The organism is Sphingomonas naphthae (genome assembly GCF_028607085.1).
In the GTDB taxonomy this organism is placed as follows: Bacteria; Pseudomonadota; Alphaproteobacteria; order Sphingomonadales; family Sphingomonadaceae; genus Sphingomonas_Q; species Sphingomonas_Q naphthae.
In genome coordinates, this window is the sequence record NZ_CP117411.1 from 1201327 (window position 1) to 1225922 (window position 24596).

Here is a 24596-nt window from a genome sequence, read left to right on the forward strand (position 1 = left end):
GGAACGGGCTCAGGCGAGATGGTCGGCGAACGCCTTTAGCACATCCTCGTATAAACGGCGCTTGAACGGCACGATCATGTCGGGAAGCGTGGCCGGCTCGGCCCATTTCCAGGCTCGAAACTCGGGGTGGGCGGTTTCCAGGTTCACGTCGGCATCGGCGCCGAGGAACCGGCACAGGAACCAGCTCTGGCGCTGGCCCTTCCATTTGCCCTTCCACAGCCGCCCCGCCAGATCGGCCGGCAGGTCGTAGAACAATTCCTCCTTCGTCGTCGCGATCACCTCGACGAGCGACGCGGGGATGCCGGTCTCCTCCTCCAGCTCGCGCAGCGCGCCGGTGCGGGCGTCCTCGCCGGGGTCGAGCCCGCCCTGCGGCATCTGCCACGCCTCCAGCGTCGTATCGATGCGCTGGGCGACGAACACCTGCCCCTCGGCGTTGAGCAGCATCACGCCGGCGGCGGGGCGATAGGGCAGGTCGGTCAAGCGGGCTCTCCCGAGGCGGCGGCCAGCACGCGGGCGGCCTCGGCCTCGACGATCATGGGTTTCAGGGTGGCGAGCAGCCCGCCGAGATCGCCCACCGCCGAGGGAAGGGCGTTTCGCAGGCTCAGGTGGGCGTGGATCGTGCCCCTGGCCTCGCGATAGACGGTCGGCACGCCCGCCGCGATCGTGGCGGCGGCATAGGCCCGGCCCTGATCGCGCAAGGGATCGAGCGAGGCGGTCAGCACCAACGTCGGCGGCATCCCCGTCTGGTCGCCCCGGATCGGCGCGCCGCGCCAGTGGGTCAGATCGGGCTGATAGCATTGCTGAAACCAGCGCATGCCCGCGTCGCTCAGGAAATACCCATCGGCGAAGGTGGCGTAGGAGGCATAATCCGGGCCATGGTCGATCGCGGGATACAGCGGCGCCTGCACCAGCACCGGCATGGCGGCGGGCGCATCGCGCAGCGCCATCGCCGTGGTGACGGCCAGCGTGCCGCCCGCGCTGTCCCCCATCAGCACCAGCCCGGTGATCGCCAGCCCCAGATCGGCGGGCGAGGTGGCGATCCAGCGCGCGGCGGCCTCGCAATCGTCGGGCGCCGCCGGCCAGGGGTTTTCGGGCGCCAGCCGATAGTCGATCGCGATCACCGGCAGGTCGAGCGTGCGCGCGATCTCGGCGCAGAGCGAGGCGTGGGTGTCGAGATCGCCCACCACCCAGCCGCCGCCATGGGTGAACATCACCGCCGGGCCGGGCAGGCGATTGTCGCGCCGGTCGAACAGCCGCGCCGGGATCGCCGGGCCGCCCGCGCGCGGGATTGATATGTCGCGCAGCACCGCCAGTTCGCCGACGGGCCTGTCGGCGAGGCTGGCGTTGGCGCGCATCGCCTTGCGCCCCTCGATCGCGCCCAGCTCATGGCTGCCGGGCGTGTTCATCATCTTCAGGAAGGCCAGGAATTTGGCGACATCCTCGCGGATGAACGGGGCAGGGGATTCGTCAGGCATGAGGGTGATTTAGCAGGCCGTCACTTGGCGTCGAGCGCCGCGACGAACGCCTTCACCACCACCGCCGAATTGTCCGACGCCAGCTTGTAGAAAGCGCGCGCCTGATTCTCCCCCGGCTGCCCGCCGGCCAGATCGGAGAGGCTGCGGAAGGCGATATAGGGCACGCGATTGGCATAGGCGACCTGCCCCACGGCGGCGGTCTCCATGTCGGTCACGGTCGCCTTGAAGGCATCGAACAGATATTCGCGGAAGACCTTGTTATCCATGAACACCGATGCGGATACGCCGGTGCCGCCGACCACCACCTTGGGCTGGGCGACCAGGCACAGGCTCTGCTGGCACCGCTCCAGCTTCGTCCTGGCGGCGACCGTGCGGGCGGTGGCGAGCATCGCGGGATCGACGTCGAACCAGAAGCGCCGCTCGATCCCGTCCGCCCCGTCGCGCCGCACCGATACGCCGCGCGGATAGATCATCCCGTAATTCTTGAGGCGCGGGGTTTCGAGCAGGCTGCCGTCCGGCTCGAACTTGCCGCCGCCGGTGTCGCGCGCGAAGATCGATTCGAGGTAGGTGCCCCATTTGTCGGGCACCACCACGTCGCCCACGTCGAGCGCGGGATCGATGCCGCCTGCCACGCCCGAAAAGACGATCCGGCTGATGTTGAAGCGATCCAGCGCCAGCTGCGTCGTCATCGCCGCGTTGGTCATGCTCACGCCCGACAGGAACAGCAGCACCGGCTTGCCGCTCATCGTGCCGCCGACGAACTGCACGCCGTTGACGGTCCATTCCTTCTTGTCCGCGATCATCGCCTGAAGCGTGATCCATTCGGGCGGGAAGGCGGAGACGATGGCGATCCGCTCGACCGTATCGACCGGCCCCTTCGGCACCGCGGCAGGGAGCGGCGCGGCGGCCATCAGGAGCGCGAGGACGAGGGCAGTGCGGCGCATAAGTCACTCCGTGGCACAATGTTGCTGCGGCGCAGCGATCGGTCTTGCGAGGCTTGGCCGATTTGATAGGTCTCTGTCGACCCCGCAACGAAAAGCGGGGCGCAAGGGCAAGGAGAGGGTTCCCGGACGGCACCGAAGGGGGCCCATGACTGTCATTCGTTCGCGAGCTGCCGGTACGGCTGCGCGCGTCGCCTGCGTGGCGATGGCGGCGCTGCTGGCGTCGCAATCCGTATCCGCGCAAACCGCGCCGGCGCCCACACCGGCCGCCGCGACGGCGCCCATTCCGATCCGCATGGTGATCGTCACCGCGTTCGAGATCGGCGCCGATACCGGCGACCGCGCCGGCGAATATCAGGCGTGGGCGGCCACCATGCCGCAATTCCTGCCCTTCCCGGCGGGCTTCCGCCATCTCGGCTATGATCCCAAGAAGCAGGTGCTGCTGCTCTCGACCGGGATCGGCACCAACCGCGCCGCCGCGTCGACGATGGCGCTGGGCCTCGATCCCCGCTTCGACCTGACCAAAGCCTATTGGATGGTGGCCGCCATCGCCGGCACCAACCCGGTCGAGGCGTCGGTCGGCTCCGCCGCGTGGATCGGCGATGTGATCGATACCGATTACGGCTATGCGATCGACCCGCGCGAGGCGCCCAAGGGCTGGACCGCCGGCATGTTCGCGCGCGGCCGCAGCGCGCCCTATGAGGCGCCGGTCCCCACCGACACCAGCTACAACCTCTTCCCGCTCAACAAGGGCCTGCGCGACTGGGCCTATAAGCTCACCGCCGACATGACGCTGCCCGATCCGCCCGTGCTGGGCGAGATCCGCGCCGCCTACAAGGCGTGGCCCAAGGCGATCGAGAAGCCGAAGGTGATCGTGGGCGACGAGGCGACCGGCCAGACCTTCTGGCATGGCCAGCTGCTCAACGACCATGTCGAACGCTGGGTCGCCTATTGGACCGGCGGCAAGGGCCGGTTCGTGATGACCGCGATGGAGGATTCGGGCGTCATCGGCGCGCTCGATATGCTCGGCCGGGTCGGCAAGGCCGATCCGAAGCGCGCGCTCGTGCTGCGCACCGGCAGCAATTATTCGGTCCAGCCCGCCGGCATGGGCGCGGCGGAAAGCCTCATCACCGAAGGCAAGGTGCTGTCGGCGCTGCAACCGTCGCTCGACGCGGCATTCCTCGTCGGCGGCAGGGTGGTGGACGAGATAACCGGTAACTGGGCGGCCTATGCCGATCATGTGCCGGGTGAAGCGAGCAAGGCTCCGGGTGCGTCCCGGAGCAACCAGGAATAACAGAAGGGGGTAATTTCGATGCGTAGGTTCCTTTCGGCGACGGCGGTCAGCGCGGTCGCGATCATGTGTGCGGCGCCGGCTCTGGCGCAGGAGACGACCTCGTCGATCCGCGGCAGCGTCACCGCCGACGGCGCGCCGGTTTCGGGCGCGACGGTCACCGTCACGCACGTTCCCTCGGGCACCAAGTCGATCGCCAAGACCGGCGCGGACGGCACGTTCGGCGCCTCGGGCCTGCGCGTCGGCGGCCCCTTCACCGTCACTGTCGCCGCCCCCGGCTTCGCCGACAGCAGCGTGACCGATCTGCGCCTCGTCGCGGGTGAGCCGCTCAGCCTGCCGGTCGCGCTGGAGACCGGGTCCGAGATCGTCGTCACCGCCGCCAAGACCGGCGCGGTCAACCTCGCCGCCGGCCCCTCGACCACGCTCGACAGCCGCGCCATCGCCGGCATCGCCACCACCCGCCGCGACATCCGCGACATCGTTCGCCGCGATCCCTTCGCCAACCTCGATCCGGCCGCCGGCGGCGGCAGCCGTGGCGTCACCATCGCTGGCCAGAACGCCCGCCTCAACAAATTCTCGGTCGACGGCCTGCGCTTCTCGGACAATTTCGGCCTGAACAACGGCGGCCTGCCGACCGAGCGCGGCCCCGTGCCGCTCGACGCGATCGAGCAGATGACCGTGAAGGTCGCGCCCTACGACATCACCGAAGGCGACTTCCAGGGCGGCGCGATCAACGTCGTGCTGCGCTCGGGCACCAACACGATCACCGGTGCCGCTTTCTACACCTACAACAACGACAGCCTGACCGGCGATCGCACTCGCCCCGGCACGTCGAACGCCACCGGCCGCATCAACCTCGATTATTCGTCCAAGACGTACGGCGGCTTCATCGCCGGCCCGATCATCAAGGACAAATTGTTCCTGGCGATGGCCTATGAGCATCTGAAGGAAGGGACGCCGATCGCGATCGGCACCGCCGGCTTCCCGCAGGTCGTCCCCAACCTGACCGACACGCAGATCGCCAACTTCAGCTCGATCGCCCGCTCGGTCTATAATTACGATCCGCTCGGCGTGCAGGCCACCACCGTCGAGAAGGACGAGAAGTGGACGATCAAGGCCGACTGGAACATCACCACCGGCCATCGCCTGTCCGGCACCTGGATCCATAACGACAGCAACAACGCCTCGATCGCCGGTTTCTCGTCGGTCGCGCCGGCCAGCCCGTCGCTCGGCCTCCAGTCGAACAACTACCAGCGCCCCGAGAAGGTCGATTCCTACGTCGCCCAGCTCAACTCGGACTGGTCGAGCAATTTCCACACCGAACTGCGCGGCAACTACCGCAAATATGACCTGACCCCGGTGCCGTTCGGCGAGTTCAACTTCGCCCAGATGCAGGTCTGCCTCGATCCGACGGCGGCGCTCCAGCAGAACGGTCTCGCCAACGCCAACGCCACGCTTTGCTCGCAGGGCAGCAGCGCGGCGCCGGGCGCGGCCCGCCTCTATTTCGGCCCGGATCAGTTCCGCCACTTCAACTATGTCCGCACCGAACAATATGGTGCCGACGCCTCGGCGCGCTGGACCTTCAGCGACTTCACGATGAAGGGCACCGCCGGCTGGATGCATCTGTCGGTGGGCAACGCCTTCACCCAGAACGCCTTCGGCAATTATTATTTCGACTCCGTCGCCGATTTCCAGGCCCGCCGCGCGGGCAGCCTCGCGCTCTCGGGTTCGGTCACGGGCAATCTGCTCGATACGCTCGCGAGCTTCGAATATGACCAATATACCGTCGGCGGCCAGGTCGCGTGGGATCCCTCGCCGCGCCTGAACGTCACCGTCGGTGGCCGTGCGGACATGTATGGCGGCATCACCCCGCCGGCGCTGAACGGCTCGTTCCTCGCCCGCTATGGCTTCTCGAACCGCTCGGTCATCAACGGCAAGGCGATCTTCCAGCCGCGCTTCCAGGCGACGTGGAAGCCTTTCCCGACCCTGCGTCTTCGTGGCGGTATCGGCCTGTTCGGCGGCGGTTCGCCCGACGTGTTCCTCGGCAACAGCTATTCGGTGTCGGGTGTTTTCGCGAACTCCTTCACGATCACGCGCAACCTGAACGGCGTGGGCTGCCAGGGCGGCATCTCCGCCGCGCTCTGCTCGGCGGCGCTCGACAATGTCGATGGGCGTAACTTCAACAGCCTCGTAACCGATTATCTGCGGACCAACACGGGATCGCTGGCGCTGGCCAACACCAACTCGATGGATCCGGGCTTCAAGATGCAGTCGAGCTGGAAGTCGAGCCTTTCGGCCGACTGGACGCCCGAGTTCGACGGCTTCCTGGGTCGCGGCTGGAATGTGGGCGGCGACTTCTATTACGGCTGGGTCAACAACGCCCCGATGTACATCGATCTGCGCCTGCGCCAGATCGGCGTGACGCCGGACGGCCGCCCGCGCTATGCTTCGTTGACGCCGACCAGCGCCAACACCGATCTGTTCCTCACCAACACCAAGATGGGCCATTCGCTCGTCGCGGTGGCGCGGATCGACAAGCGTTTCGATTTCGGCCTGTCGGTGGGCGGCAGCTACACCTTCCAGGACGTGAAGGACGTGACCGCGATGAACGGCACGACCGCCTCGGGCACCTACGGCCAGACCGCGATGGTCGATCCGAACCGCCCGGCCTATGGCACGTCGACCTATGAGGTGCGCAACTCGATCAAGCTGCACTTCGATTTCGACCACGCCTTCTTCGGCGATTACAAGACCCGCTTCAGCCTCTTCGCCGAGCGCCGTTCGGGCCTGCCCTACAGCCTGACGATGAACGATTCGGTGCAGACGCTGAGCCACGGCAACGTGTTCGGCACCGCCGGTTCGTCGAGCCGCTACCTGCTCTATGTGCCGAACGTGTCGAGCATCACCGCCGATCCGCTCGTCACCTATGATTCGGCGGCAACCTTCACGGCGTTCCAGAATTTCGTGCAGGCCAATGGTCTGAAGCAGGGCATCCAGAAGAAGAACGGTCAGCGGGCCCCCTACTGGAACAAGGTCGATCTCCACGTCGATCAGGAAGTGCCCGTGCCGCTGCTGGGCGGCGCGCGCATCAAGCTGTTCGCGGATATCGAGAACGTGCTGAACCTGCTCGACAAGGATTGGGGTTCGCTCCGCCAGGTGGCGTTCCCCTATCTGTCGTCGGTGGTGAACGTGGCCTGCGCGACAAGCGTGGGCAGCAATTGCACCCAGTATCGCTTCTCGAACTTCAGCAACCCCAACGTCGACAATCTCGGCCGCGTCTCGCTCTACGCGATCCGCGTGGGCGCCCGCTTCGAGTTCTGATCGGGCCTGAATCGGTAAAGGGAGGGGCGGGCGCCGAAAGGTGGCCCGCCCTTTTTCTGTTCACAGGGTCGCCGCAATGCGACAGGCCAAGCGGCTTTTCGCCCATCTGGACGTTCGACGTTTCGGAGGGAACGGTTCTTGCGTCCCGCCGCCCGCCGGGCATAATCGGAGGGTAAACGCCGGAGGGTGCCATGCTCGTTGCGACGCTCGCTCTCCTGCTCCAGTCCGTCGCGACGCCCCAGGCGGCGCCGCCGGCGCCGGAGGAGGCCAGGGAGCAGGCATTGCCGCCCGGCACCGCCGGCCCGCCGCGCCCGCCCAAGCGGACGCAGACGCCGGTGCAGCAGGCGATCGCCCGCTACCGTGAACGCAATGTCCGTACCGCCGCCGCCGAAAACTGCCCGCAATCCAAGCGCGGCGACATCGTCGTGTGCGGGCGGCCGGGGCGGTCGGAATATGAGATGCCGCTGCCCGACGAGGATCGGGAGGATTATCATCCGCTCAATGAGGCGCGATCGGTGCGCGGGGTAGGGGATTCGCCCGCGCGGGGGCCGCAGGCGGTGCCGAAATAGGCGAACGAAACCGTTACGGCGGCAACCCTTACCGCTCCGCTTGAGAAGCGCGCCGCCCTCGCCTAAGTCGGGGGCATGACTTCGACCAACGACATCCGCCGTTCCTTCCTCGACTATTTCGGGGCCGCCGGGCACCGCATCGTGCCGTCCGCGCCGCTGGTGCCGCAGAACGACCCGACCCTGATGTTCGTGAACGCCGGCATGGTGCCGTTCAAGAACGTGTTCACCGGGCTGGAGACGCGGCCATACGTGACCGCCACGTCCAGCCAGAAGTGCGTGCGCGCGGGTGGCAAGCATAACGATCTCGACAATGTGGGTTACACCGCGCGGCACCACACTTTCTTCGAGATGCTCGGCAATTTCTCGTTCGGCGATTATTTCAAGGATCAGGCGATCACCTACGCCTGGAATTTGCTGACGAAGGAATGGGGGCTCGACAAGGATCGGCTGACCGTCACCGTCTATCATACCGACGATGAGGCGTTCGACCTGTGGAAAAAGATCGCGGGCCTGCCCGACGCGCGCATCATCCGCATCCCCACGAAGGATAATTTCTGGGCGATGGGCGACAATGGCCCGTGCGGGCCGTGTTCGGAAATCTTCTACGATCATGGCGATCACATTCCCGGCGGCCCCCCCGGCAGCCCGGACGAGGATGGCGATCGCTTCGTCGAGATCTGGAACAATGTGTTCATGCAATATGAGCAGGAGGCCAACGAGATCGTCGGCGAACTGCCCAAGAAGTCGATCGACACCGGCATGGGGCTGGAGCGCATCGCGGCGGTGATGCAGGGCGTCCACGACAATTACGACACGGATACGTTCAAGGCGCTGATAGCGGCCTCCGGCGAGCTGACCAGGACGGCCACCGATGGCGCGATGAAGGTGTCGCACCGGGTGATCGCGGATCATCTGCGCTCGGCGGGCTTCCTGGTGGCGGACGGCGTGCTGCCCGCCAACGAGGGGCGCGGCTATGTGCTGCGGCGGATCATGCGCCGGGCGATGCGCCACGCGCATCTGATCGGCGCGGCCGAGCCGTTGATGCACCGTCTGGTGCCGAGCCTCGTCGCCGAGATGGGCGCCGCCTATCCCGAATTGGTCCGGGCGCAGCCGCTGATCGAGGAGACGCTGAAGCTGGAGGAAACCCGCTTCCGCCAGACGCTGGCCAATGGGCTGCGGTTGCTCGACGAGGCGACGGCGGGGATGGGCGCGGGCGATACGCTGCCGGGGCAGGTGGCGTTCAAGCTCTACGACACGTTCGGCTTCCCCTATGATCTGACCGAGGATGCGTTGCGGGCGCAGGGCCAGACGGTCGATCGCGCCGGCTTCGACGCGGCGATGGCCGAGCAGAAGGCCGCCGCGCGCGCCGCGTGGAAGGGATCGGGGGAAAAGGCGTCCGACGAATTGTGGTTCGATCTGGCCGAGGAGTTCGGCGCGACCGAATTCACCGGCTATGCGGGGCATGAGGGCGAGGGCCAGGTGCTGGCGATCGTGAAGGACGGCGCGCGGGTCGATAGCGCCGGCGTGGGTGATGAGGTGGTGATCCTCACCAACCAGACGCCTTTCTATGGCGAGAGCGGCGGCCAGATGGGCGACGTCGGCCGGATCGCGAGCGACGCGGGCTTCGCGGCCGACGTCGCCGACACCGCCAAGCCGCTCGGCCGGCTGCACGCGCACAAGGCGACGGTGACGGCCGGCGCGCTCAAGGTGGGCGAGGCGGTCAAGCTGATCGTCGATCGCGCCAATCGGGGCAAGCTGCGCGCCAACCATTCGGCGACCCACCTGCTGCACGCGGCGCTGCGCCACCGGCTCGGTGGCCATGTCACGCAGAAGGGCAGCATGGTTTCGGCCGATCGCCTGCGCTTCGATTATTCGCATCCCAAGGCGCTGAGCGTGGAGGATATCTCGGTGATCGAGGCCGAGGTGAACCGCCACATCCGCGAGAATGACGCGGTCACGACCCGCCTGATGACGCCCGACGCGGCGATCGAGGCGGGCGCGATGGCGCTGTTCGGCGAGAAATATGGCGACGAGGTGCGCGTGTTGTCGATGGGCTTGGGCGAGGACGCACCCTGGTCGGTCGAGCTGTGCGGCGGCACCCATGTCAACGCGCTCGGCGATATCGGCGTGTTCAAGATCGTCAGCGAGAGCGCGGTGTCCTCCGGCGTGCGCCGTATCGAGGCGCTGACCGGCGAGGCCGCGCGCCTGTGGCTGATCGGCCGCGACGAACGGCTGCGCGAAGTGGCGGCGCAGTTGAAGGCCTCGCCCGAGGACGTGCCGGCGCGTGTCGCGACGCTGGTCGAGGAGCGTCGCCGTCTGGAGCGCGAACTGGCCGAGGCGAAGAAGCAGCTGGCGCTGGGTGGTGGTGGCGGATCGGCGCAGGACACCGCCGGGCCGGAGCAGATCGCGGGCGTGGCCTTCATGGGCCAGGTGCTGCACGGCCTCGACCCCAAGGGGCTGCGTGGCGTGGTCGACGAGGCCAAGGCCAAGCTGGGCTCGGGCGTGGCGGTGATGGTCGCGGTCAACGAGGGCCGCGCCAGCGTCGCGGTCGGCGTGACCGACGATCTCAAGGGCCGGGCGAGCGCGGTCGATCTGGTCAAGGCGGCGGTGGCGGCCTTGGGCGGGCAGGGCGGCGGTGGCCGGCCGGACATGGCGCAGGGCGGTGGGCCGGAGGGCGACAAGGCCGAAGCTGCGGTGGATGCGGTGCGGGCCGCGCTGGCGGAGGTTGCGGCGGCCGCCTGAGGGCGATGGTCAGCCGCCCGGCTTGATGTAGGGCGCCACCTCGAACAGCAGCCGCTCCTCGCGGCGCGGGTCGTTCTCGATCCGCAAGGTCCGATCGAAGATCATCGTCGGGCGCTTTTCCAGATCGAAGCGGGGCCAGGCCGGCAGCCCGCCGCCGTTCGGATCACCCGTGCGCGCGAAGCGGATGAAGCAATCCGCCATGTCGCCCGCCAGCTTGCGCGCCGCCGGGCTGTTGCCGGTGCGCGCGGTCGGCACGGCGGTGTTGTCGAACACGAGCGGGATATCGAGCGTGTGGAAGGCGCCGAGGATGCCGCCCGCCTCGGGGCTGGGGAAATCGAGCTGATACATCCACGTCGGCCCGCCCAGCGCGGCGCGCGCCTCGGCCTGGATCAGATGGCCCGGCCACGATCGCCCGGCGGTCGCGGCGGCGAGGAGGATCTGGCCGGCATCGCGCTCCGGGTACATCTGGCGATAGCGCGCGACGACATGATCGGGCGCCAGATCGCGCGTCATCTCGCGGCCGAGCCGCTCGGCCAGATTGTCCCACGTCGTGTCGCGCGCGAGCAGCGTCTTTTCGATGAACAGCGCCGTCTCGTCATGGGTGTTGCCGATGATGAGCGGGATGTGCGCCGCCTCGCGCGGGGCGTCGGGCCAGAAGGGGTGGCGCGGCAGCACGCCATGATCCATCGTCGAGAAGAAGCTGATCTCGCCCTTCAGCTCGAGCGGATCGGTCTCGGCCATGGCGTCGACGATCCGCTGGTAGGGGATCGTCGCCAGCTCCTGCACGGTCGCGACGCCGGCACGCTTCATCAGCGCCTTGGCGCGGATCGTGGCGTGGTTGGGGCCGGCCGCGGTGACGTGCTGGCCGCTCATCGTGGCGACGGTGTGGAACAGCGGGCGCGCCTCGGGCATCGCCATCAGGGTGACCGCCTTGGCGCCGCCGCCCGACTGGCCGAAGATCATCACCCGGTTCGGATCGCCGCCGAAGGCCGCGATATTGTCGCGCACCCATTGCAGCGCCAGCACGATATCGAGATTGCCGACGTTGCCGGAATCGCGCGGGCCACCCAGCTGCGCCAGATAGGCATAGCCGAACGCCGCCAGCCGGTGGTTGAGCGTCACCACCACCACGTCGCCGCGCCGCACGAGGCTGGCGCCGTCGTACAGCGGGTCCGATCCCGATCCGTGGGCGTGCGCGCCACCGTGGAAATAGACCATCACCGGCCGCCGGCCCGCGTCGAGCCCCGGCGTCCAGACGTTGAGGAACAGGCAATCCTCGCTGACCGGCTCCTCGGCCCTGGTCTGCGGTGAGGCGGCGCCATAGCGGGTGGCGGGGGCGATATCCCGCCACGGCGCGGGCGTCACCGCGCGGGCGAAGCGGAGGGGCGCTGTGTCGGCGCCGTAGCGCACGCCCTTGAACACCAGCACACCGCCGTCGTTGGTGCCGCGCACCCGGCCGTGGCAGGTCGTGGCGACCGGATCGGAGGGGCCGCGCCCGATCTTCGCCTGCGCCATCGCGGGGACGGCGGCGAGGCCCGCCAGCATCGTCCGCCGGTCGATCATGCGGCGGCGGCCGCTTCCGCGCACAGGTTGCGCATCGCCGGCAGCGCCGGATTGCTGTTGTTGGTCATCCACGCCATGTGCAGCTCCACCGGCTTTTCGGGGTTGGTGTTGAGGCGCCGGAACTGCACGTCGGACATGCCGAGCCCCTGCGCGCTTTCGGGCACGATCGCCGCCGCGAGCCCCGCATGGACAAGCCCCAGCATCGAATGGATTTGCGTAACGTGCTGCACGAACAGCGGGTTCACCCCCGCGTCGCCGAACAGCCGCGCCAGCATCTGGTGGAAATAGCCGGCCCCCTGCCGCGCATACATGATGAGCGGCTTGCCATCGAAATCGGACAGCTCCAGCACCGCCTTGGCCTGGCGCGGATCGCCGGCGGGGAGCGCCGCCACGAACGACTGCTGCTGCACGCGAATGGTGGTGAATTCCTGCCGCTCGATCGGCGGGCGGACGAAGCCGATGTCGATCAGCCCGGTGAGGAGCGCATCGACCTGCTCGCCGGTCACCATCTCGCGCAATTCCAGCTCGATATTGGGCAGCGCCGCGCGCGCCTGCGCCACGATCTGGGGGACGAGATGATAGCCCGAGACGGCGGTGAAGCCGATCGCGAGTCGCCCGGCGTCACCCTTGGCCACCCGCCGGGTCGACAGCGCGGCGCTTTCGGCGAGGCGGATGATGCGGCGCGCTTCGATCAGGAACACGCGGCCGGCCGGGGTGAGGCTTACCTGCCGGCTGGTGCGCTCCAGCAGCGTCACGTCCAGGATGCGTTCGAGCAGCTGGATCTGCCGGCTGAGCGGCGATTGCGTCATGTTGAGGCGCTGCGCCGCGCGGCCGAAGTGGAGTTCTTCGGCCGCGGCGACGAAGCAGCGGAGTTGGCTGAGTTCAAACATGAGCCGGCGTTTACGCCGGTCAGGCGGCGGCGGCTACCTCGCTCGGCGCCACCGTTGCGATCAGCGCATCGAGTTCGGCCTGCTCGGCGGCGGTCAGGTCGGTCAGCGGCGAGCGGACCGGGCCGGCGTCACGGCCGATCGAGCGCATGCCGGCCTTCACGATCGAGACGGCATAGCCCTTGTTGCGGTTACGCAGCGCGACATAGGGCATCACGAACTTCTGGAGCTGGTTCATCACCTCGACCTGATCGCCGGCGCGGACCGACTTGTAGAAGGCGAGCGCCCATTCCGGCAGGAAGTTGAAGATCGCCGACGAATAGGTCGTGACGCCCATGGTGAGATAGGGGGTGGCGAACAGCTCGGCGGTGGGCAGGCCGCCGACATAGACCAGGCGATCGCCCATGCGGCCGTAGATGCGGGTCATCAGTTCGATATCGCCGACGCCGTCCTTGAAGCCGACGAGGTTGGGATTGCGCTCGCACAGGCGGGCCAGCGTGTCCTCGTTCACCACCGCATTGCCGCGATTGTAGACGATCACGCCCAGGCCGGTGGACTTGCAAACCGCTTCGATATGGGCGGCGAGGCCGTCCTGGCTGCCGGTCATCAGATAGGGCGGCAGGAGGAGGAGGCCATCGGCGCCGACTTCCTCGGCGTCGCGGGCGATGCCGGTGGCGATGGCGGTGCCATAGCCGCAGCCGGCGATGACGGGCGTCTTGCCGGCGGTCTCGACGACGGCGGCCGACACGACCTGCTTCACTTCGGCCGGGGTGAGCGAGAAGAATTCGCCGGTGCCGCCCGCCGCGAACAGGCCGGCCAGCTCATATTCCAGCATCCACGCGCAATGCTCGCGATAGGGGCCTTCGAGGAAGCTGTGGTCGGTCGGATCGAAATGGGTGACCGGAAAGGACAGGAGGCCGTCGCCGATCTGGGCGGCCATTTGCTGCGGGCTGATTCCGGTCATGTCGATCCCCTACCTTTGTCGCTTCGGCCTTTGCGCCGTCCCGTCGTAACTAGGGGATCGGGGGCTTGCCGGTCCAAACCAAAGGCGCGCTCGATCGATGCGCCTTCGGACTTGATCGGGTATTTTGGGCACACGCGTCCGTTCGTGCCGAGCCCTGCCCGGCACGAACGGACAGTGATCGCCTCAGGCCATATAGCCGTCGATGCGGCGCGGCAGGCCAAGCGGATTGGCTTCCTGAAGGTCCGGCGGAAGGATATCGTCGGGGATATCCTGATAGCTCACCGGGCGCAGGAAGCGTTCGATCGCGAGGCTGCCGACCGAGGTGGTGCGCGGATCGGAGGTGGCGGGGAAGGGGCCGCCATGGACCATCGCATGGCCCACCTCGACGCCCGTGCCGAAGCCGTTGGCGAGCAGGCGACCGGCCTTGCGCTCCAGCAGCGGCAGCAGTTCGCGCGCGGCGGCATGATCGCCATCGGCGATGTGCAGCGCGATCGTCAACTGGCCCTCGATATGCGCCAGCACCGCCTTCATCTCGGCCACGTCGGCGCAGCGCACGACGAGCGCCGCCGGACCGAAGATTTCCTCGTGCAGCGCCGGGGTCGACAGGAAGGTCGCCGCCGCCGTCTCGAAGATATGGGCATGGCCCTCGTAGGTACCGGTCGGCGCGAGGCCCTGGCCGACGAGGCGTGCGCCGGCCGCGCCATGCTTGGCGACGCCCTCGCTATAGGCCGAATGGATGCCCGGCGTCAGCATCGTGGTCGCCGGGATCACCGACAGCGCCTTTTCGGCGGCGTCGAGGAAGGCGTCCAGCGCGGGGCTGTCGATCGCCATGACGAGGCCGGGGTTGGTGCAGAACTGGCCGCTGCCGAGGGTGAGCGACGCGGCAAAGCCCTTGGCGATCGCCTCGCCGCGCTCCGCGAGCGCCGCGGGGAACAGCAGCACCGGGTTGATGCTTGACATTTCGGCATAGACCGGGATCGGCTCGGGCCGCGCCGCCGCCGTGCGCATCAGCGCCGTGCCGCCGCCGCGCGAGCCGGTGAAGCCGACCGCCTTGATGTTCGGATCGGCGACCAGGGCGGTGCCGACGCTGTTGCCCTCGCCGATGATCAGCGAAAAGACGCCGGGATGCAGACCGCACTTCACCCGCGCCCGTTCGATCGCCTCCGCGACGAGCGCCGAGGTGCCGAGGTGGGCGCGGTGGGCCTTCACCACCACCGGGCAACCGGCGGCCAGTGCCGAGGCGGTGTCGCCACCCGCGACCGAGAAAGCGAGCGGGAAGTTGGAGGCGCCGAACACCGCGACCGGGCCGACCGGGATCTGGCGCAGGCGCAGATCGGGGCGGGGGGCAGGGGCGCGATCGGGCTGGGCCGGATCGATCCGCACGCCGCGCCAGCTACCCTCGCGCAGCACGTTGGCGAACATGCGCAGCTGGCCCATGGTGCGACCGCGCTCGCCTTCCAGCCGGCCGCGCGGCAGGCCGCTTTCCAGCATCACGCGCTCGATCAGCGGGTCGCCGATGGCGAGGACTTCGTCGGCGATCGTGTCGAGGAAGGCGGCACGCTCGGTCGGCGTGGTCTCGCGGAAGCTGTCGAAGGCTTCCTCGGCCAGCGCGCAGGCGCGGGCGACGTCGTCGGTGGAGGCGGTGCCGAAGGCGGGCTCCAGCGGCTCGCCCGTCGCTGCGGCAACGGATTGCACGCTGCCCTGCGCGCCGAGCAGTCGCTCGCCGCCGATAATCATGGTCCCGTCCATTTCGCTAGCCTCTCACGTAAACCTGTCCCGATAAGGTAGGGAGGCTAGGGCTTACATTCCAAGCCAATCCTTGGCTGGATCATCCCGCCATACGCGCCGATGGGGCTTCGCGCAGGCTCCAGAAGATGGTGGTGCGCCCCTGCGCCTGGCGGACGAGGTGGCACAGCGGCAGCCGCTCGTCGCCGCTCAGCGCGCGATCGATGATGTCGCGCTTGGCCCGGCCCCGCGCGATGATCATCAGATGATCGGTCTGGGCGAGGGCCGGGATGTTGAGGCTCAGCCGCTCGAACGGCGCGTCGGCGGGCAGGGGATCGGGCGCGACGCGGATCGTGGCGGGCGCGGTCTCGCGATCGAACGGCATGTTGGGGAAGAGCGAGGCGACGCTGCCGTCCAGCCCGACGCCGACGCATACCAGATCGAAACGCGGCGGCGCCTCGTCCTCGCTGAGCGGCGCCACCTGCGCGGCGGTGGCGTCGAAGAAGCGCGAGAGCAGGCCGAAATTGCTGGCCGGGTGATGCTCGGGCACGATCCGGTCGTCGGTGAGCGAGATGCGCGTCTTGCCCCATGGGAGTGATCGGCGGCGCAATTCCTCGAACAGCGGCCCCGGCGTGCGCCCGCCGGGCAAGGCGATTGACCGGCGGCCGCGCGCGCAGATCACGCCGGCGATGTGCGAGGCCATGGCATGGGTGTCGGCGCGCGCCGCCCAGACGATCTCACTCACCGGCATGCCTCGTATCAAAGGTCAGTTCGATGCGCACGCCGTTGGGATCGCGAAAGAAGATCTGCTGCATCCAGTCGAGCCGCGTCTGGCTGTGCACATAGGTGACGCCCAGCTGCTCCAGCCGCGCGCGCATCTCGGCCACGTCGCTGCATTCGAAGGCGATATGGTCGAGCCGGGAGGGCGCGCCCGCCGCGATCGTCTCCGCGCCGGTGTTGACGTGGATGATCGGCTGGCCGGCGGCGGTGGAAAGCCAGGCGTTGGTCTCCTGATCCGCCATCGTCAGCGCGGGGCCGCGCACCAGATCGAACAGGCCCGTGTAGAAGGCGCAGGTCTCCTCGAAGAGCGGGGTCTTGATGTTGATATGGCCGATCCGGTCGATCATCGTGCGTTGGGCCTTCAGAGCGCGGTGAAACGGAAATTGCGGAAACGCGCGGCGCCCTGGCCGGCGGCGTAGAGGCCCGGCCGCAGCATCAGGAAGCCGCCGCGCACATTGTGGTGATAGCCGGACACCTCCATGCCCCGATCGAACCGTTTCCATGTCCGCCCCCCATCTCCGCTTAAATGGAAGGAGACGATGTGGCGATCGTTGGTGATCCGCATCGTGAGACGGCGGCCATAAGGATTGGCGGGGCGGCCGCGGTCCATCCCATATTGGTGGGTGACGAACCGCGCGCCATCGAAGCCGAGCCCGCAATAGAGCTTGTCGTCGTAGAAGAGGACGAGCCCCGCCGTCGTGCCGGGATCGATGTCGATCTCGCATTCCATCCGATAGGCGGTATCGCCCGCGATCAGCATCAATGGCGAGCTGTCCACCGGCGCGGTGCCGCGCGCCTTCAGCGTGAGCGTGCCGCCCTTGGCGCTGGCCCGTGAGGCTTCGTCGGGCGCGGGACGGAAGAAGCTCCAGTGGGTGCCGAGCGCCAGCGTCTCGAACGGGTCGCTGAGCGCCATGCCGTGCGGCACCGCCTCGCCGCCCCTGGGCTTGGCGAGCGGTTGCGAGAGATCGCCGCCGGTCATGCGGAACCAGCCGTCCGCCGTCCATTCGATCGGGTCGAGCAATGTCTGGCGGCCGAGCGTCCAATAGCCGTTCTCGAAGCCGTGATAGACCGCCCACCAGTCTCCCGCCGGCCCCTCGACCAGCGAGGCATGGCCGCGCGACCACCATCGCTCGCTCTGGTCCTTGGTCCGCACGATCGGATTGGCGGGGCAATTCTCCCACGGCCCATGCAGCGATCGCGATCGGGCGGCGATCACCATATGGCCGGTGGGCGGCCCGGCGGTGCCACCGACGGCGGTGATCTGGTAATAATAGCCGCCGTGGCGGACGATCTTCGGCCCCTCGGGCGAGAAGCTCTCGACGTCCCACTCCTCCGGGTAATGCCACGGATCATAGACATGCTCGACCTTGCCGACGGTCGACAGGCCATCCGCGCTCAGCCGGATGCGGTCCCCGCCCGAGAGGAACAGCCAGCGCGAGCCATCTTCGGCGACGGCGTGGCAAGGATCGATATGGTTCGGCAGATGCAGGTCGATCGGGTCGCTCCACGGCCCTTCGATCCGGTCGGCGTGGATCACATAGGTGGTGTTCGGGTTCGCCTTGACCGGGATGTAGAGGAAATAGCGGCCGTCATGCTTTTCGAGGCTGACCGCCCAGACCGAGCCGATATTCCTCGTCAGCGCCGGGCCGATCGGCCGCCAGTTCACCAGATCGCGCGAATGCCAGATGACGAGGCCGGGGTAGGAATCGAAGCTGGAGAAGGTGAGGTAATAGTCCTTCCCATCCTTCAGGATCGCGGGATCGGGCCGGTCGCCCGCCATGATCGGGTTGAGGAAACGGCCGTCGCCCAGATCGGCGATGCGCTGATTGTCGAAGCCCCGGCGCCATTGCGGGGCTGCGGCGGGCGGCGGCGCGGCGGGCGCGGCGGAGGGGAGCAGCAGCGCGGCGGCGCTGCCGGTCAGGCCGAAGGTTTCGCGGCGGTTGAGCTTCATCGGCGGGGCTCCCGGGGAAAGGCTTCGATGCGCTTGCGCCCATGCGCCAGCATAGCCGCGTGAAAGCGGACGAGGGCGGTGCCGGTGAGCCCCCTGGCGGCGTCGGCGATGGCCAGCCACGCCATCGCCTCGGCGGCGCGGAAAGCGGGTTCCCTGGCGATGCGGGCAAGATCGGTATCGAACGGCGCGAAATAGGCGGGCTCGCCCATCCATGCGATCAGCCGCGCCCTGGCCTGATCGATCGTCCAGCCGTGGCGGTGGATGCCGATATCGACGAGGCCCCGCGTCGCGCGGAACAGCAGCCAGTGGATATGGCCGAGTTCGATGCGGGGATCGCCGGCAAAGGCACCCTGCGCGGCGGACAACTGCTCGGCATAGGTGGCCCAGCCCTCGGCGAAGACGGGCGTGTAGCGCAGCCTCAGGGGATGTGGCGGCTCGATCGCCTCGACGGGCAGCTGCACCATATGGCCGGGCACCAGCTCGTGGGTGACGACGCTCGGCAGGGTCCAACTCGGCCGGCGGCGGATGTCCTTCAGATCGACGACATAGGCGCCCCGGCTGGTGGCGGTGGGGAGGGTGCGGTAGCCACCCTTGCCCGCCGCGATCTCCTCCGCCGAAAGGACGCGCACATCGACGTCGCCGCACCAGCGCGGCAGGCCGGCGAAGGCACGGGGCAGGCGGGCGCGGGCAGCGTCCAGCATGCGGGTCATGTCGGCGATGGCGCGGGCGCGGCCGGCCTCGTCGTCGGTGTAGAGGTAGCGGGTGTCGCCCCACAGCCGGCGATAGCGCGCGCCGATGTCGCCCTGCGTGTCGCCGATCTGCGTGAACAGGGCGTCGGCCCGGCGGTGAAGCGCGGCCAGTTCGGCCGTCAGCCTTGCCTCGGTCGAGACCGGATCGAGGCCGTCCCCCGCCGCGCGGCGCAGCAGCAGCGCGAAGCGGTCGGCGGGTGCCGCCGTCGCCAGCGCCGCATCGATCGCCAGCCCGGCGCGCGCCGCCTCCAGATCGAGCGCCAGCGCGGGCGTGCCACCCGTGACGCCCTTCAGCAGCGCCAGCGCCCTGACCGGATCGGCTTCCACCGCCGCCGCATCCAGCGCGGCACCGGCATCGCCGGTTGCCGCACGCAGGCGCGCGGGCAGCAGGGCCATGGCCCCGCCCGCAACGAGCAGCCCGCGCCGCGACAGTGCCGTCATTTCGCCGCGCCGCCCAGCGGCACGCGATTGTTGAGCATCGTCACCTCGGGCGCGTCGCCCGGCAGCGCGACCGTCACCGCCAGCGTCTCGATCGTCACCCCGGCGGGCGCCGTCAGCGTCACCGTCGCGGTGCGCGGATCGAGATCGAGCGGGGCGGCCAGCGGCGGCACGGCGGCGCTCGCGACCGCGCGGCCATCGGGCGCGACGAGGCTGACCGTGCCGCCCGCCACGTCCTTCGCGCCGAGGCTGTGGACCGTCACCTTCACCCGCCGCCCGCTCACCGCCACATCGTCGCGCCCGATGCCGAGATCGGCGCGCTGCTCGACCGGCGTGGTCGGCTCGGTGAGGGCGAAGTCCAGCACCGTCATCGTGCCCGCCGCGAACTGCACAGGGGTCGAGGCGCTGCGCTCCAGCGTCACGGTCCGGTCGGCCGTGATCGGCACCAGCGTCCTGCCTTCGTCGGCGCTGGTGGCGGCCTTCACCGTCCAGCGACCGGCGTCCACGTTCCAGCCCGTCATCACCGCGTCGATCGGCGCGGCGGTGGTGTTGTAGGCCATCACCCGGAAATGCGTGCGCGTCGCGCCGGGCATCAGGATGGCGACCTTCTCGGCATCCTCGTCCTTCGCAAAGCGCCAGCTCACCGCATTGCCGGGATAGAGGTAATTGCGCTTGAGGGCGATGCCGCCCAGCCGCTCGCGCTGGAGGATCTCGCTCGGCACGTCGACCCGGTCGGACCACCAATGGCCGACGGTGTACATGCCCTCGCGCGGCAGTTTCTCGCGCAGCGCCTCTACATGCAGCGTCTCGATCGCCTTCGTGTCGCCGGTCGCGGCCCATTGGGCATAGCGCACGAAGCCGTCCGCCCCGCCCTTGGCGACCAGCGCGTCGCGCCAGCCTTTGCCCTCGGGCAGCAGATCGAACACATTCTCGTTGAACTCGGCGAGTGAGGCCGGCCCCGACTTGCCGATCCGCGCATAGACCGGCCGCAGATATTTCGCGTCGCCGGTGAAGCGCCACGCCGCCCACGCGGTCTGAAGCGGAATGGTCACGCCGCCACCGTCGCCGACGCGCTCCTGCTCGGTGATCCAGTTGATCTCGTTGGGGAAGGCCCAACCGCCGCCGGCCTCCTGCTTCCCGTGCGCGAGCCAGCCATCCATGATGCCGGTAACCAGCCCGCGCGCGCCGGGGTTGTTGGCGTAGAGGCCGGTCAGGATCGGCCCGTGCATCACGACGAAGGCATAAGGCTTCTGCCACGACAGCGGCTCGTCGCGATACATCTTGCGGCCGCCATACCAGTTGCTGGCGAAATGCATGTGGCCCGCCGAATTGGTCAGGATCACGCCTTTCAGCGCCTTGGTGGTGCGCATCAGCCGTTCCAGCGCGACCGGCTCGCCCCAGTTCAGGTAGAAACGCTCGGCGTCGGAATTCATGCCTTCTTCGTAGGCGTGCAGTTCGTCGGTCTCGATCGTCGAGAGGCCGTTGGTGTGCATCCCGTTGCGATAGGCCGCTTCGGACAATGCGCGGAGCGAGGCGTTGAGCTTGTCGGGCTTGATTCCCATCAGCGCGAGGCCGGGCCATTGCTGGGTGAGATCGGTATCGTCGGAAATGCCGCCGCCGAAATCACCATAGGGCACCTGCCGCTCGTCGATCCACCATTCGACCACGCGGCGCGTCGCGGCCAGATCCTGCAACTGGCGCGCCGCCCAGGCGGGGGTGCCCGCCGGAATCGGCGGCAAGGTGATCGGCGGCAGGTTTTCGGGCCGGTAATTGATGTCGGCCCAATAGGTGCGGGCCTCCAGATTGTCGGGATCGACCCGCAGCAGATCGGAAATGTCGGCGAACACCCGGCGATAGAGGCCGGCGCGCTTAGAGGCGGTATGCTCCTCGACGAGGAAGCCCCAATTGTCCTTCACCTGATTGAGCCGGTCAGCGACATGCTCGGCCCTGGCCGCCGCGCGATCCTTGAACACCAGCCGGATCGCCGCACCATCCAGCGCCGCAGCGTCGAAATCGGGCACGGCCGAGGCGATGGTGAGGTACAGGCTGTCGTTGCTCAGGATGCGATCGCGCAGATCGAGCCAGAGCGTGCGCGCCTCGCCCGGCCGCACCGAGACCGACAGGTCGATCATGTCGCGCCCCGGCCAGATCGGGTCTTTCACGCGGATGTTGAGCGGGATCAGCCCGTCCCGGCCGGGCTTCAGCGCCAGCGCGGGCAGGTCGATGGCGATGCCGTCGAGCCCGTCATGGATATTCTGCCAGCCATAATCCCAGGCGCGCGCCACCGGGCGGCCAGGATGCGCCTCGCCGAAGCTGGACGGGATCAGGATATGGACGATCGGCGCCAGCCCCTTGGGCCGCACCACGGCACCGCTGGCCGAGGCATCGCCCGCGCCCACTGCCGCGCGGACGCCGCCCAGCGGCATGGCGACGACCGTGCTGCGCTCGTCGGGCGCATATCGGCCGGCGATGAAGGCGTTGAGGTCGTCGAACGGGGCGAGGGTGGAGGAAGCGGCGGCATCCACCTTGTAGGTCAGCTTGAAGCTGCCCCTGGGCTCCTCGCCGGCGGCCACGTCATAGGCCCAGATTTCCTGGATCGGCTGTTCCTGCATCACATTGGTGAAGCGCAGGCGCCCGCCCTGTTTCTCCGGCAGGCTGGAGACGCTGCGGACCACGCCCATCGGCCTCTTGGCGAGGCTGGCATAATTGGTGCCGTCCGCCGACCATGACAGGTCGCCATAGGCCGCGCCGCGTATCTCGATCCGGTTGAAGCGTTCGCCCGCCGGCACGGTCAAATCGTAATTCTTGCCGCCCTCGACATAGACGTTCCAGTCGGGGAGCTGGAAATAATCGTCGCGGCCGGGCAGGCGGGAGCGGTTGTAGACGCCGGGCCAGGTCGTCTCGGCGATGCCGTCGACGCCCTTCCACATCCATTCCTTCAGATCCTTCGCATCGGCGAACTCGACCTTGCGGGCGCGAGTGACGGGCGCGTCGAGGAGGGGCGGCGAGCCCTTGTCCCAGCCGTAGCGGTGGAGCCAAGCCGCGGTCTGCGCGGCCTTGTCGGGGGCGGGCGGGGCGGCGGGCTCGCGCTTGTCCGCCAGCGCCGCGACATCCTCGGCGGGCAGCATCCGGTCATAGACGCGCACCTCGTCCACGTCCGATCCGCGCATGAAATTGTAGCGGCTCTGCACCTGGTGCGGCGACATGACACGGCCGGCCAGCCCGAACTGGTCGAGCCCGCTGTCGAGATCGGCCTTCTGCACCTTGGCGGCGACCCGCTTGCCATCCACCGACAGCGTCACCCCCTTGGTCTCGTCCCAGCCAAAGGCGATATGGTGCCAGGCGTCGGGCGTGGGCAGCGGGTCCATCGTCCACGATACGCGCAGGCGGGAGAGATTGGCGTCGGTGACGAAGGCGTCGAAGCCGTGGCCGTTCCAGTCGATCCGCAGGAACGCCATGTCCCAGCTGGAATGATCGGCGAACCCTGCGCGGAAGATCACGAAGGGCGTCTCGCCCACCGGCGTCCGCGCGCGCCAGAAGAAGGAAAGCGTGCCGCGCGCCGCCTGCATGTTGCCGGGCGCGTTCCAGGCGAGATAGCCTTCGTCGGCCCATTGCGCCGCCGATCCGATCGCGCCGCCGGGCACGATCTTCACGCCGGACACGAAATTCGGCACCGCCGGCCCGGTCGCCACGTCGGCGGTGAAATCCTTGTCGAGCGGCGCGCGGAAGAGGAGCCCGGTGGGGTCCGCAGCCGCGGCGGCGCCCGCCGCCAGCAAAGCGGGCAGGGCGACGCCATAGCGCAGCATATCGGCAAGGCGGTGTCGCAAACTCACTCTCCTGTTAGCGGGCTTCTCGCGGCTGTTCGCCGTCTCGCCCGCCGCAATGATGGTTTCAGATGCTGTCGACCCTCGCGAGGCGGGGCGAGAGCAGGTGGATCACGAGGATCGCGATCAGATAGACGCTGCCCGCCACCGCGAAGATCGCGGTGTAGCTGCCGGTGGTCTCCAGGATGTAGCCGGTGAACTTGGCCATCATCATGCCGCCGATCGCGCCGACCGTGCCGCCGATCCCGACGACCGACCCCACCGCCGCGCGCGGGAACATGTCCGACGGGATGGTGTAGAGGTTGGCCGAAAAGGCCTGATGCGCCGCCGTGGCGAGGCCGAGGATGCCGACCGCGAGCCACAGATTGTCGATCCACTGGGCGAAGAAGATCGGCGTCACCAGTACCGCGCACACCAGCATCGTCAGCTTGCGCGCGGCATTGGCGGTGAAGCCGCGCCGCATCAGCCGCGAGGAGGACCAGCCGCCCGCGACGCTGCCCAGATCGGAGATGAGATAGATCACCACCAGCGGCGGGCCGAAGCTCTTGAGATCGAGATTGTAGGTCTTGGCGAGGAAATCCGGCGTCCAGAAGAGGAACAGCCACCAGATCGGGTCGATCAGGAACTTGCCCAGCGCATAGGCCCAGGTTTCGCGATAGCCGAGCAGGCGGCCCCAGCTGATCTTCTGGACGGGATCGGCCGGATCGCTTTCGATATAGGCCAGCTCGTCGGCCGAGACCTTCTTGCTCTCGCGCGGGCGGCGGTACATCGCAATCCAGGCCACCAGCCAGACGAGGCTGATGACGCCGGTGATGACGAACGCCATGCGCCAGCCGTAGGCGACGGTGAGGATCGGCACGATCAGCGGGGCGACGATCGCGCCGACGTTGGCACCGGCGTTGAAGATGCCGGTCGCCAGCGCGCGCTCCTTGGCGGGGAACCATTCCGACACGGCCTTGATGCCGGCGGGGAAGTTACCCGATTCACCCAAGCCCAGCACCGATCGCGCCATGGCGAATTGCGCGGCATTGTTGACGAAGCCGCACAGCGTATGGCCGAGCGTCCAGATGACGAAGGCGATCGAATAACCGATGCGCGCGCCGACCGTGTCGACGACCTTGCCGAAGCTGAGATAGCCGATGGCGTAGGCGGCCTGGAACCAGAAGACCACGTCGGCATAGGTCGTTTCCGACCAGCCGAGTTCGGCCGAGATGGTCGGCTTCAGCAGCCCAATCATCTGGCGATCGACATAGTTGATCGCGGTGGCGGCGAACAGCAGCCCGCAGATCACCCAGCGATAGCGCCCCACGCGATCGGCCGCGCCCGCGACCTCCGGCACATCCCTCAAAGCCATCGGTCCGTCTCCAAATTATCTT

The 24596-nt window shown here is 68.3% G+C and carries 17 protein-coding genes; 4 read left to right on the forward strand and 13 right to left on the reverse strand.

What is annotated here, in order from left to right; genetic code table 11:
- Positions 1-9: 9 nt before the first annotated feature.
- Genes PQ455_RS05735 through PQ455_RS05745 form a run of 3 tightly spaced genes read right to left on the reverse strand, consistent with a single transcriptional unit; the run spans position 10 to position 2419 of the window.
- On the reverse strand, positions 10-480 hold the full coding sequence (locus PQ455_RS05735) for an RNA pyrophosphohydrolase (protein ID WP_273690031.1): 471 nt from the start codon (positions 478-480) through the stop codon (positions 10-12).
- Positions 477-1475 carry an alpha/beta hydrolase gene (locus PQ455_RS05740; RefSeq protein ID WP_273690033.1) on the reverse strand — a complete coding sequence of 333 codons (999 nt, stop codon included), beginning with the start codon at positions 1473-1475 and terminating at the stop codon, positions 477-479. The genes PQ455_RS05735 and PQ455_RS05740 overlap by 4 nt, the downstream gene beginning before the upstream one ends.
- A 20-nt stretch (positions 1476-1495) precedes the next feature.
- On the reverse strand, positions 1496-2419 hold the full coding sequence (locus tag PQ455_RS05745) for a 5'-methylthioadenosine/S-adenosylhomocysteine nucleosidase (RefSeq protein ID WP_273690034.1): 924 nt from the start codon (positions 2417-2419) through the stop codon (positions 1496-1498).
- A 145-nt stretch (positions 2420-2564) separates the two neighbouring features.
- Here PQ455_RS05745 and PQ455_RS05750 point away from each other — a divergent pair, with 145 nt between their 5' ends.
- The 4 genes from PQ455_RS05750 (at position 2565) to alaS (ending at position 10339) form a co-directional block, all read left to right on the forward strand.
- Entirely contained in the window at positions 2565-3710 is a 1146-nt protein-coding gene (locus PQ455_RS05750) for a purine-nucleoside phosphorylase (protein ID WP_273690035.1), read from the forward strand.
- Between the two features lie 18 nt (positions 3711-3728).
- On the forward strand, positions 3729-7028 hold the full coding sequence (locus PQ455_RS05755) for a TonB-dependent receptor (protein ID WP_273690036.1): 3300 nt from the start codon (positions 3729-3731) through the stop codon (positions 7026-7028).
- A 191-nt stretch (positions 7029-7219) separates the two neighbouring features.
- Positions 7220-7597: a hypothetical protein gene (locus PQ455_RS05760; RefSeq protein ID WP_273690038.1), complete on the forward strand. Its 378-nt coding sequence runs from the start codon at positions 7220-7222 to the stop codon at positions 7595-7597.
- A 75-nt stretch (positions 7598-7672) separates the two neighbouring features.
- Positions 7673-10339 carry an alanine--tRNA ligase gene (alaS, locus tag PQ455_RS05765; RefSeq protein ID WP_273690040.1) on the forward strand — a complete coding sequence of 889 codons (2667 nt, stop codon included), beginning with the start codon at positions 7673-7675 and terminating at the stop codon, positions 10337-10339.
- Between the two features lie 9 nt (positions 10340-10348).
- Here alaS and PQ455_RS05770 read toward each other — a convergent pair whose 3' ends face one another.
- The 10 genes from PQ455_RS05770 to PQ455_RS05815 all read right to left on the reverse strand — a co-directional run bounded on the left by PQ455_RS05770 (position 10349) and on the right by PQ455_RS05815 (position 24574).
- Positions 10349-11902, reverse strand: a complete 1554-nt coding sequence (locus PQ455_RS05770; protein ID WP_273690042.1) for a carboxylesterase/lipase family protein — start codon at positions 11900-11902, stop codon at positions 10349-10351.
- Complete coding sequence (locus PQ455_RS05775; protein ID WP_273690044.1) at positions 11899-12792, reverse strand: LysR substrate-binding domain-containing protein; 894 nt, start codon at positions 12790-12792, stop codon at positions 11899-11901. Before PQ455_RS05775 ends, PQ455_RS05770 begins: the two co-directional genes overlap by 4 nt.
- A 19-nt stretch (positions 12793-12811) precedes the next feature.
- The gene (kdgD, locus tag PQ455_RS05780; protein WP_273690046.1) at positions 12812-13753 is read right to left on the reverse strand and encodes a 5-dehydro-4-deoxyglucarate dehydratase; all 942 of its coding nucleotides are present in this window, start codon (positions 13751-13753) and stop codon (positions 12812-12814) included.
- Positions 13754-13936: 183 nt separating this feature from the next.
- Positions 13937-15502 carry an aldehyde dehydrogenase (NADP(+)) gene (locus PQ455_RS05785; RefSeq protein ID WP_273690047.1) on the reverse strand — a complete coding sequence of 522 codons (1566 nt, stop codon included), beginning with the start codon at positions 15500-15502 and terminating at the stop codon, positions 13937-13939.
- A gap of 79 nt (positions 15503-15581) precedes the next feature.
- Entirely contained in the window at positions 15582-16223 is a 642-nt protein-coding gene (locus PQ455_RS05790) for a 6-phosphogluconolactonase (protein WP_273690048.1), read from the reverse strand.
- The gene (locus PQ455_RS05795; protein ID WP_273690051.1) at positions 16216-16605 is read right to left on the reverse strand and encodes a VOC family protein; all 390 of its coding nucleotides are present in this window, start codon (positions 16603-16605) and stop codon (positions 16216-16218) included. Before PQ455_RS05795 ends, PQ455_RS05790 begins: the two co-directional genes overlap by 8 nt.
- Positions 16606-16619: 14 nt before the next feature.
- The gene (locus PQ455_RS05800; RefSeq protein ID WP_273690053.1) at positions 16620-18209 is read right to left on the reverse strand and encodes a family 43 glycosylhydrolase; all 1590 of its coding nucleotides are present in this window, start codon (positions 18207-18209) and stop codon (positions 16620-16622) included.
- Complete coding sequence (locus PQ455_RS05805; protein ID WP_273690055.1) at positions 18206-19399, reverse strand: DUF885 family protein; 1194 nt, start codon at positions 19397-19399, stop codon at positions 18206-18208. The genes PQ455_RS05800 and PQ455_RS05805 overlap by 4 nt, the downstream gene beginning before the upstream one ends.
- Positions 19396-23202 carry a LamG-like jellyroll fold domain-containing protein gene (locus PQ455_RS05810; RefSeq protein ID WP_273691250.1) on the reverse strand — a complete coding sequence of 1269 codons (3807 nt, stop codon included), beginning with the start codon at positions 23200-23202 and terminating at the stop codon, positions 19396-19398. The genes PQ455_RS05805 and PQ455_RS05810 overlap by 4 nt, the downstream gene beginning before the upstream one ends.
- Positions 23203-23287: 85 nt before the next feature.
- Positions 23288-24574, reverse strand: a complete 1287-nt coding sequence (locus PQ455_RS05815; protein ID WP_273690057.1) for an MFS transporter — start codon at positions 24572-24574, stop codon at positions 23288-23290.
- Positions 24575-24596: the final 22 nt, after the last annotated feature.

Excerpts from the sequence above, each read along its gene's own strand:
- PQ455_RS05740 (WP_273690033.1), bottom strand. The coding sequence starts at position 1,475 with ATGCCTGACGAATCCCCTGCCCCGTTCATCCGCGAGGATGTCGCCAAA.
- PQ455_RS05745 (WP_273690034.1), bottom strand. The coding sequence starts at position 2,419 with ATGCGCCGCACTGCCCTCGTCCTCGCGCTCCTGATGGCCGCCGCGCCG.
- PQ455_RS05750 (WP_273690035.1), top strand. The coding sequence starts at position 2,565 with ATGACTGTCATTCGTTCGCGAGCTGCCGGTACGGCTGCGCGCGTCGCC.
- PQ455_RS05755 (WP_273690036.1), top strand. The coding sequence starts at position 3,729 with ATGCGTAGGTTCCTTTCGGCGACGGCGGTCAGCGCGGTCGCGATCATG.
- PQ455_RS05760 (WP_273690038.1), top strand. The coding sequence starts at position 7,220 with ATGCTCGTTGCGACGCTCGCTCTCCTGCTCCAGTCCGTCGCGACGCCC.
- alaS (WP_273690040.1), top strand. The coding sequence starts at position 7,673 with ATGACTTCGACCAACGACATCCGCCGTTCCTTCCTCGACTATTTCGGG.
- PQ455_RS05770 (WP_273690042.1), bottom strand. The coding sequence starts at position 11,902 with ATGATCGACCGGCGGACGATGCTGGCGGGCCTCGCCGCCGTCCCCGCG.
- PQ455_RS05775 (WP_273690044.1), bottom strand. The coding sequence starts at position 12,792 with ATGTTTGAACTCAGCCAACTCCGCTGCTTCGTCGCCGCGGCCGAAGAA.
- kdgD (WP_273690046.1), bottom strand. The coding sequence starts at position 13,753 with ATGACCGGAATCAGCCCGCAGCAAATGGCCGCCCAGATCGGCGACGGC.
- PQ455_RS05785 (WP_273690047.1), bottom strand. The coding sequence starts at position 15,502 with ATGGACGGGACCATGATTATCGGCGGCGAGCGACTGCTCGGCGCGCAG.
- PQ455_RS05795 (WP_273690051.1), bottom strand. The coding sequence starts at position 16,605 with ATGATCGACCGGATCGGCCATATCAACATCAAGACCCCGCTCTTCGAG.
- PQ455_RS05800 (WP_273690053.1), bottom strand. The coding sequence starts at position 18,209 with ATGAAGCTCAACCGCCGCGAAACCTTCGGCCTGACCGGCAGCGCCGCC.
- PQ455_RS05805 (WP_273690055.1), bottom strand. The coding sequence starts at position 19,399 with ATGACGGCACTGTCGCGGCGCGGGCTGCTCGTTGCGGGCGGGGCCATG.
- PQ455_RS05810 (WP_273691250.1), bottom strand. The coding sequence starts at position 23,202 with ATGCTGCGCTATGGCGTCGCCCTGCCCGCTTTGCTGGCGGCGGGCGCC.
- PQ455_RS05815 (WP_273690057.1), bottom strand. The coding sequence starts at position 24,574 with ATGGCTTTGAGGGATGTGCCGGAGGTCGCGGGCGCGGCCGATCGCGTG.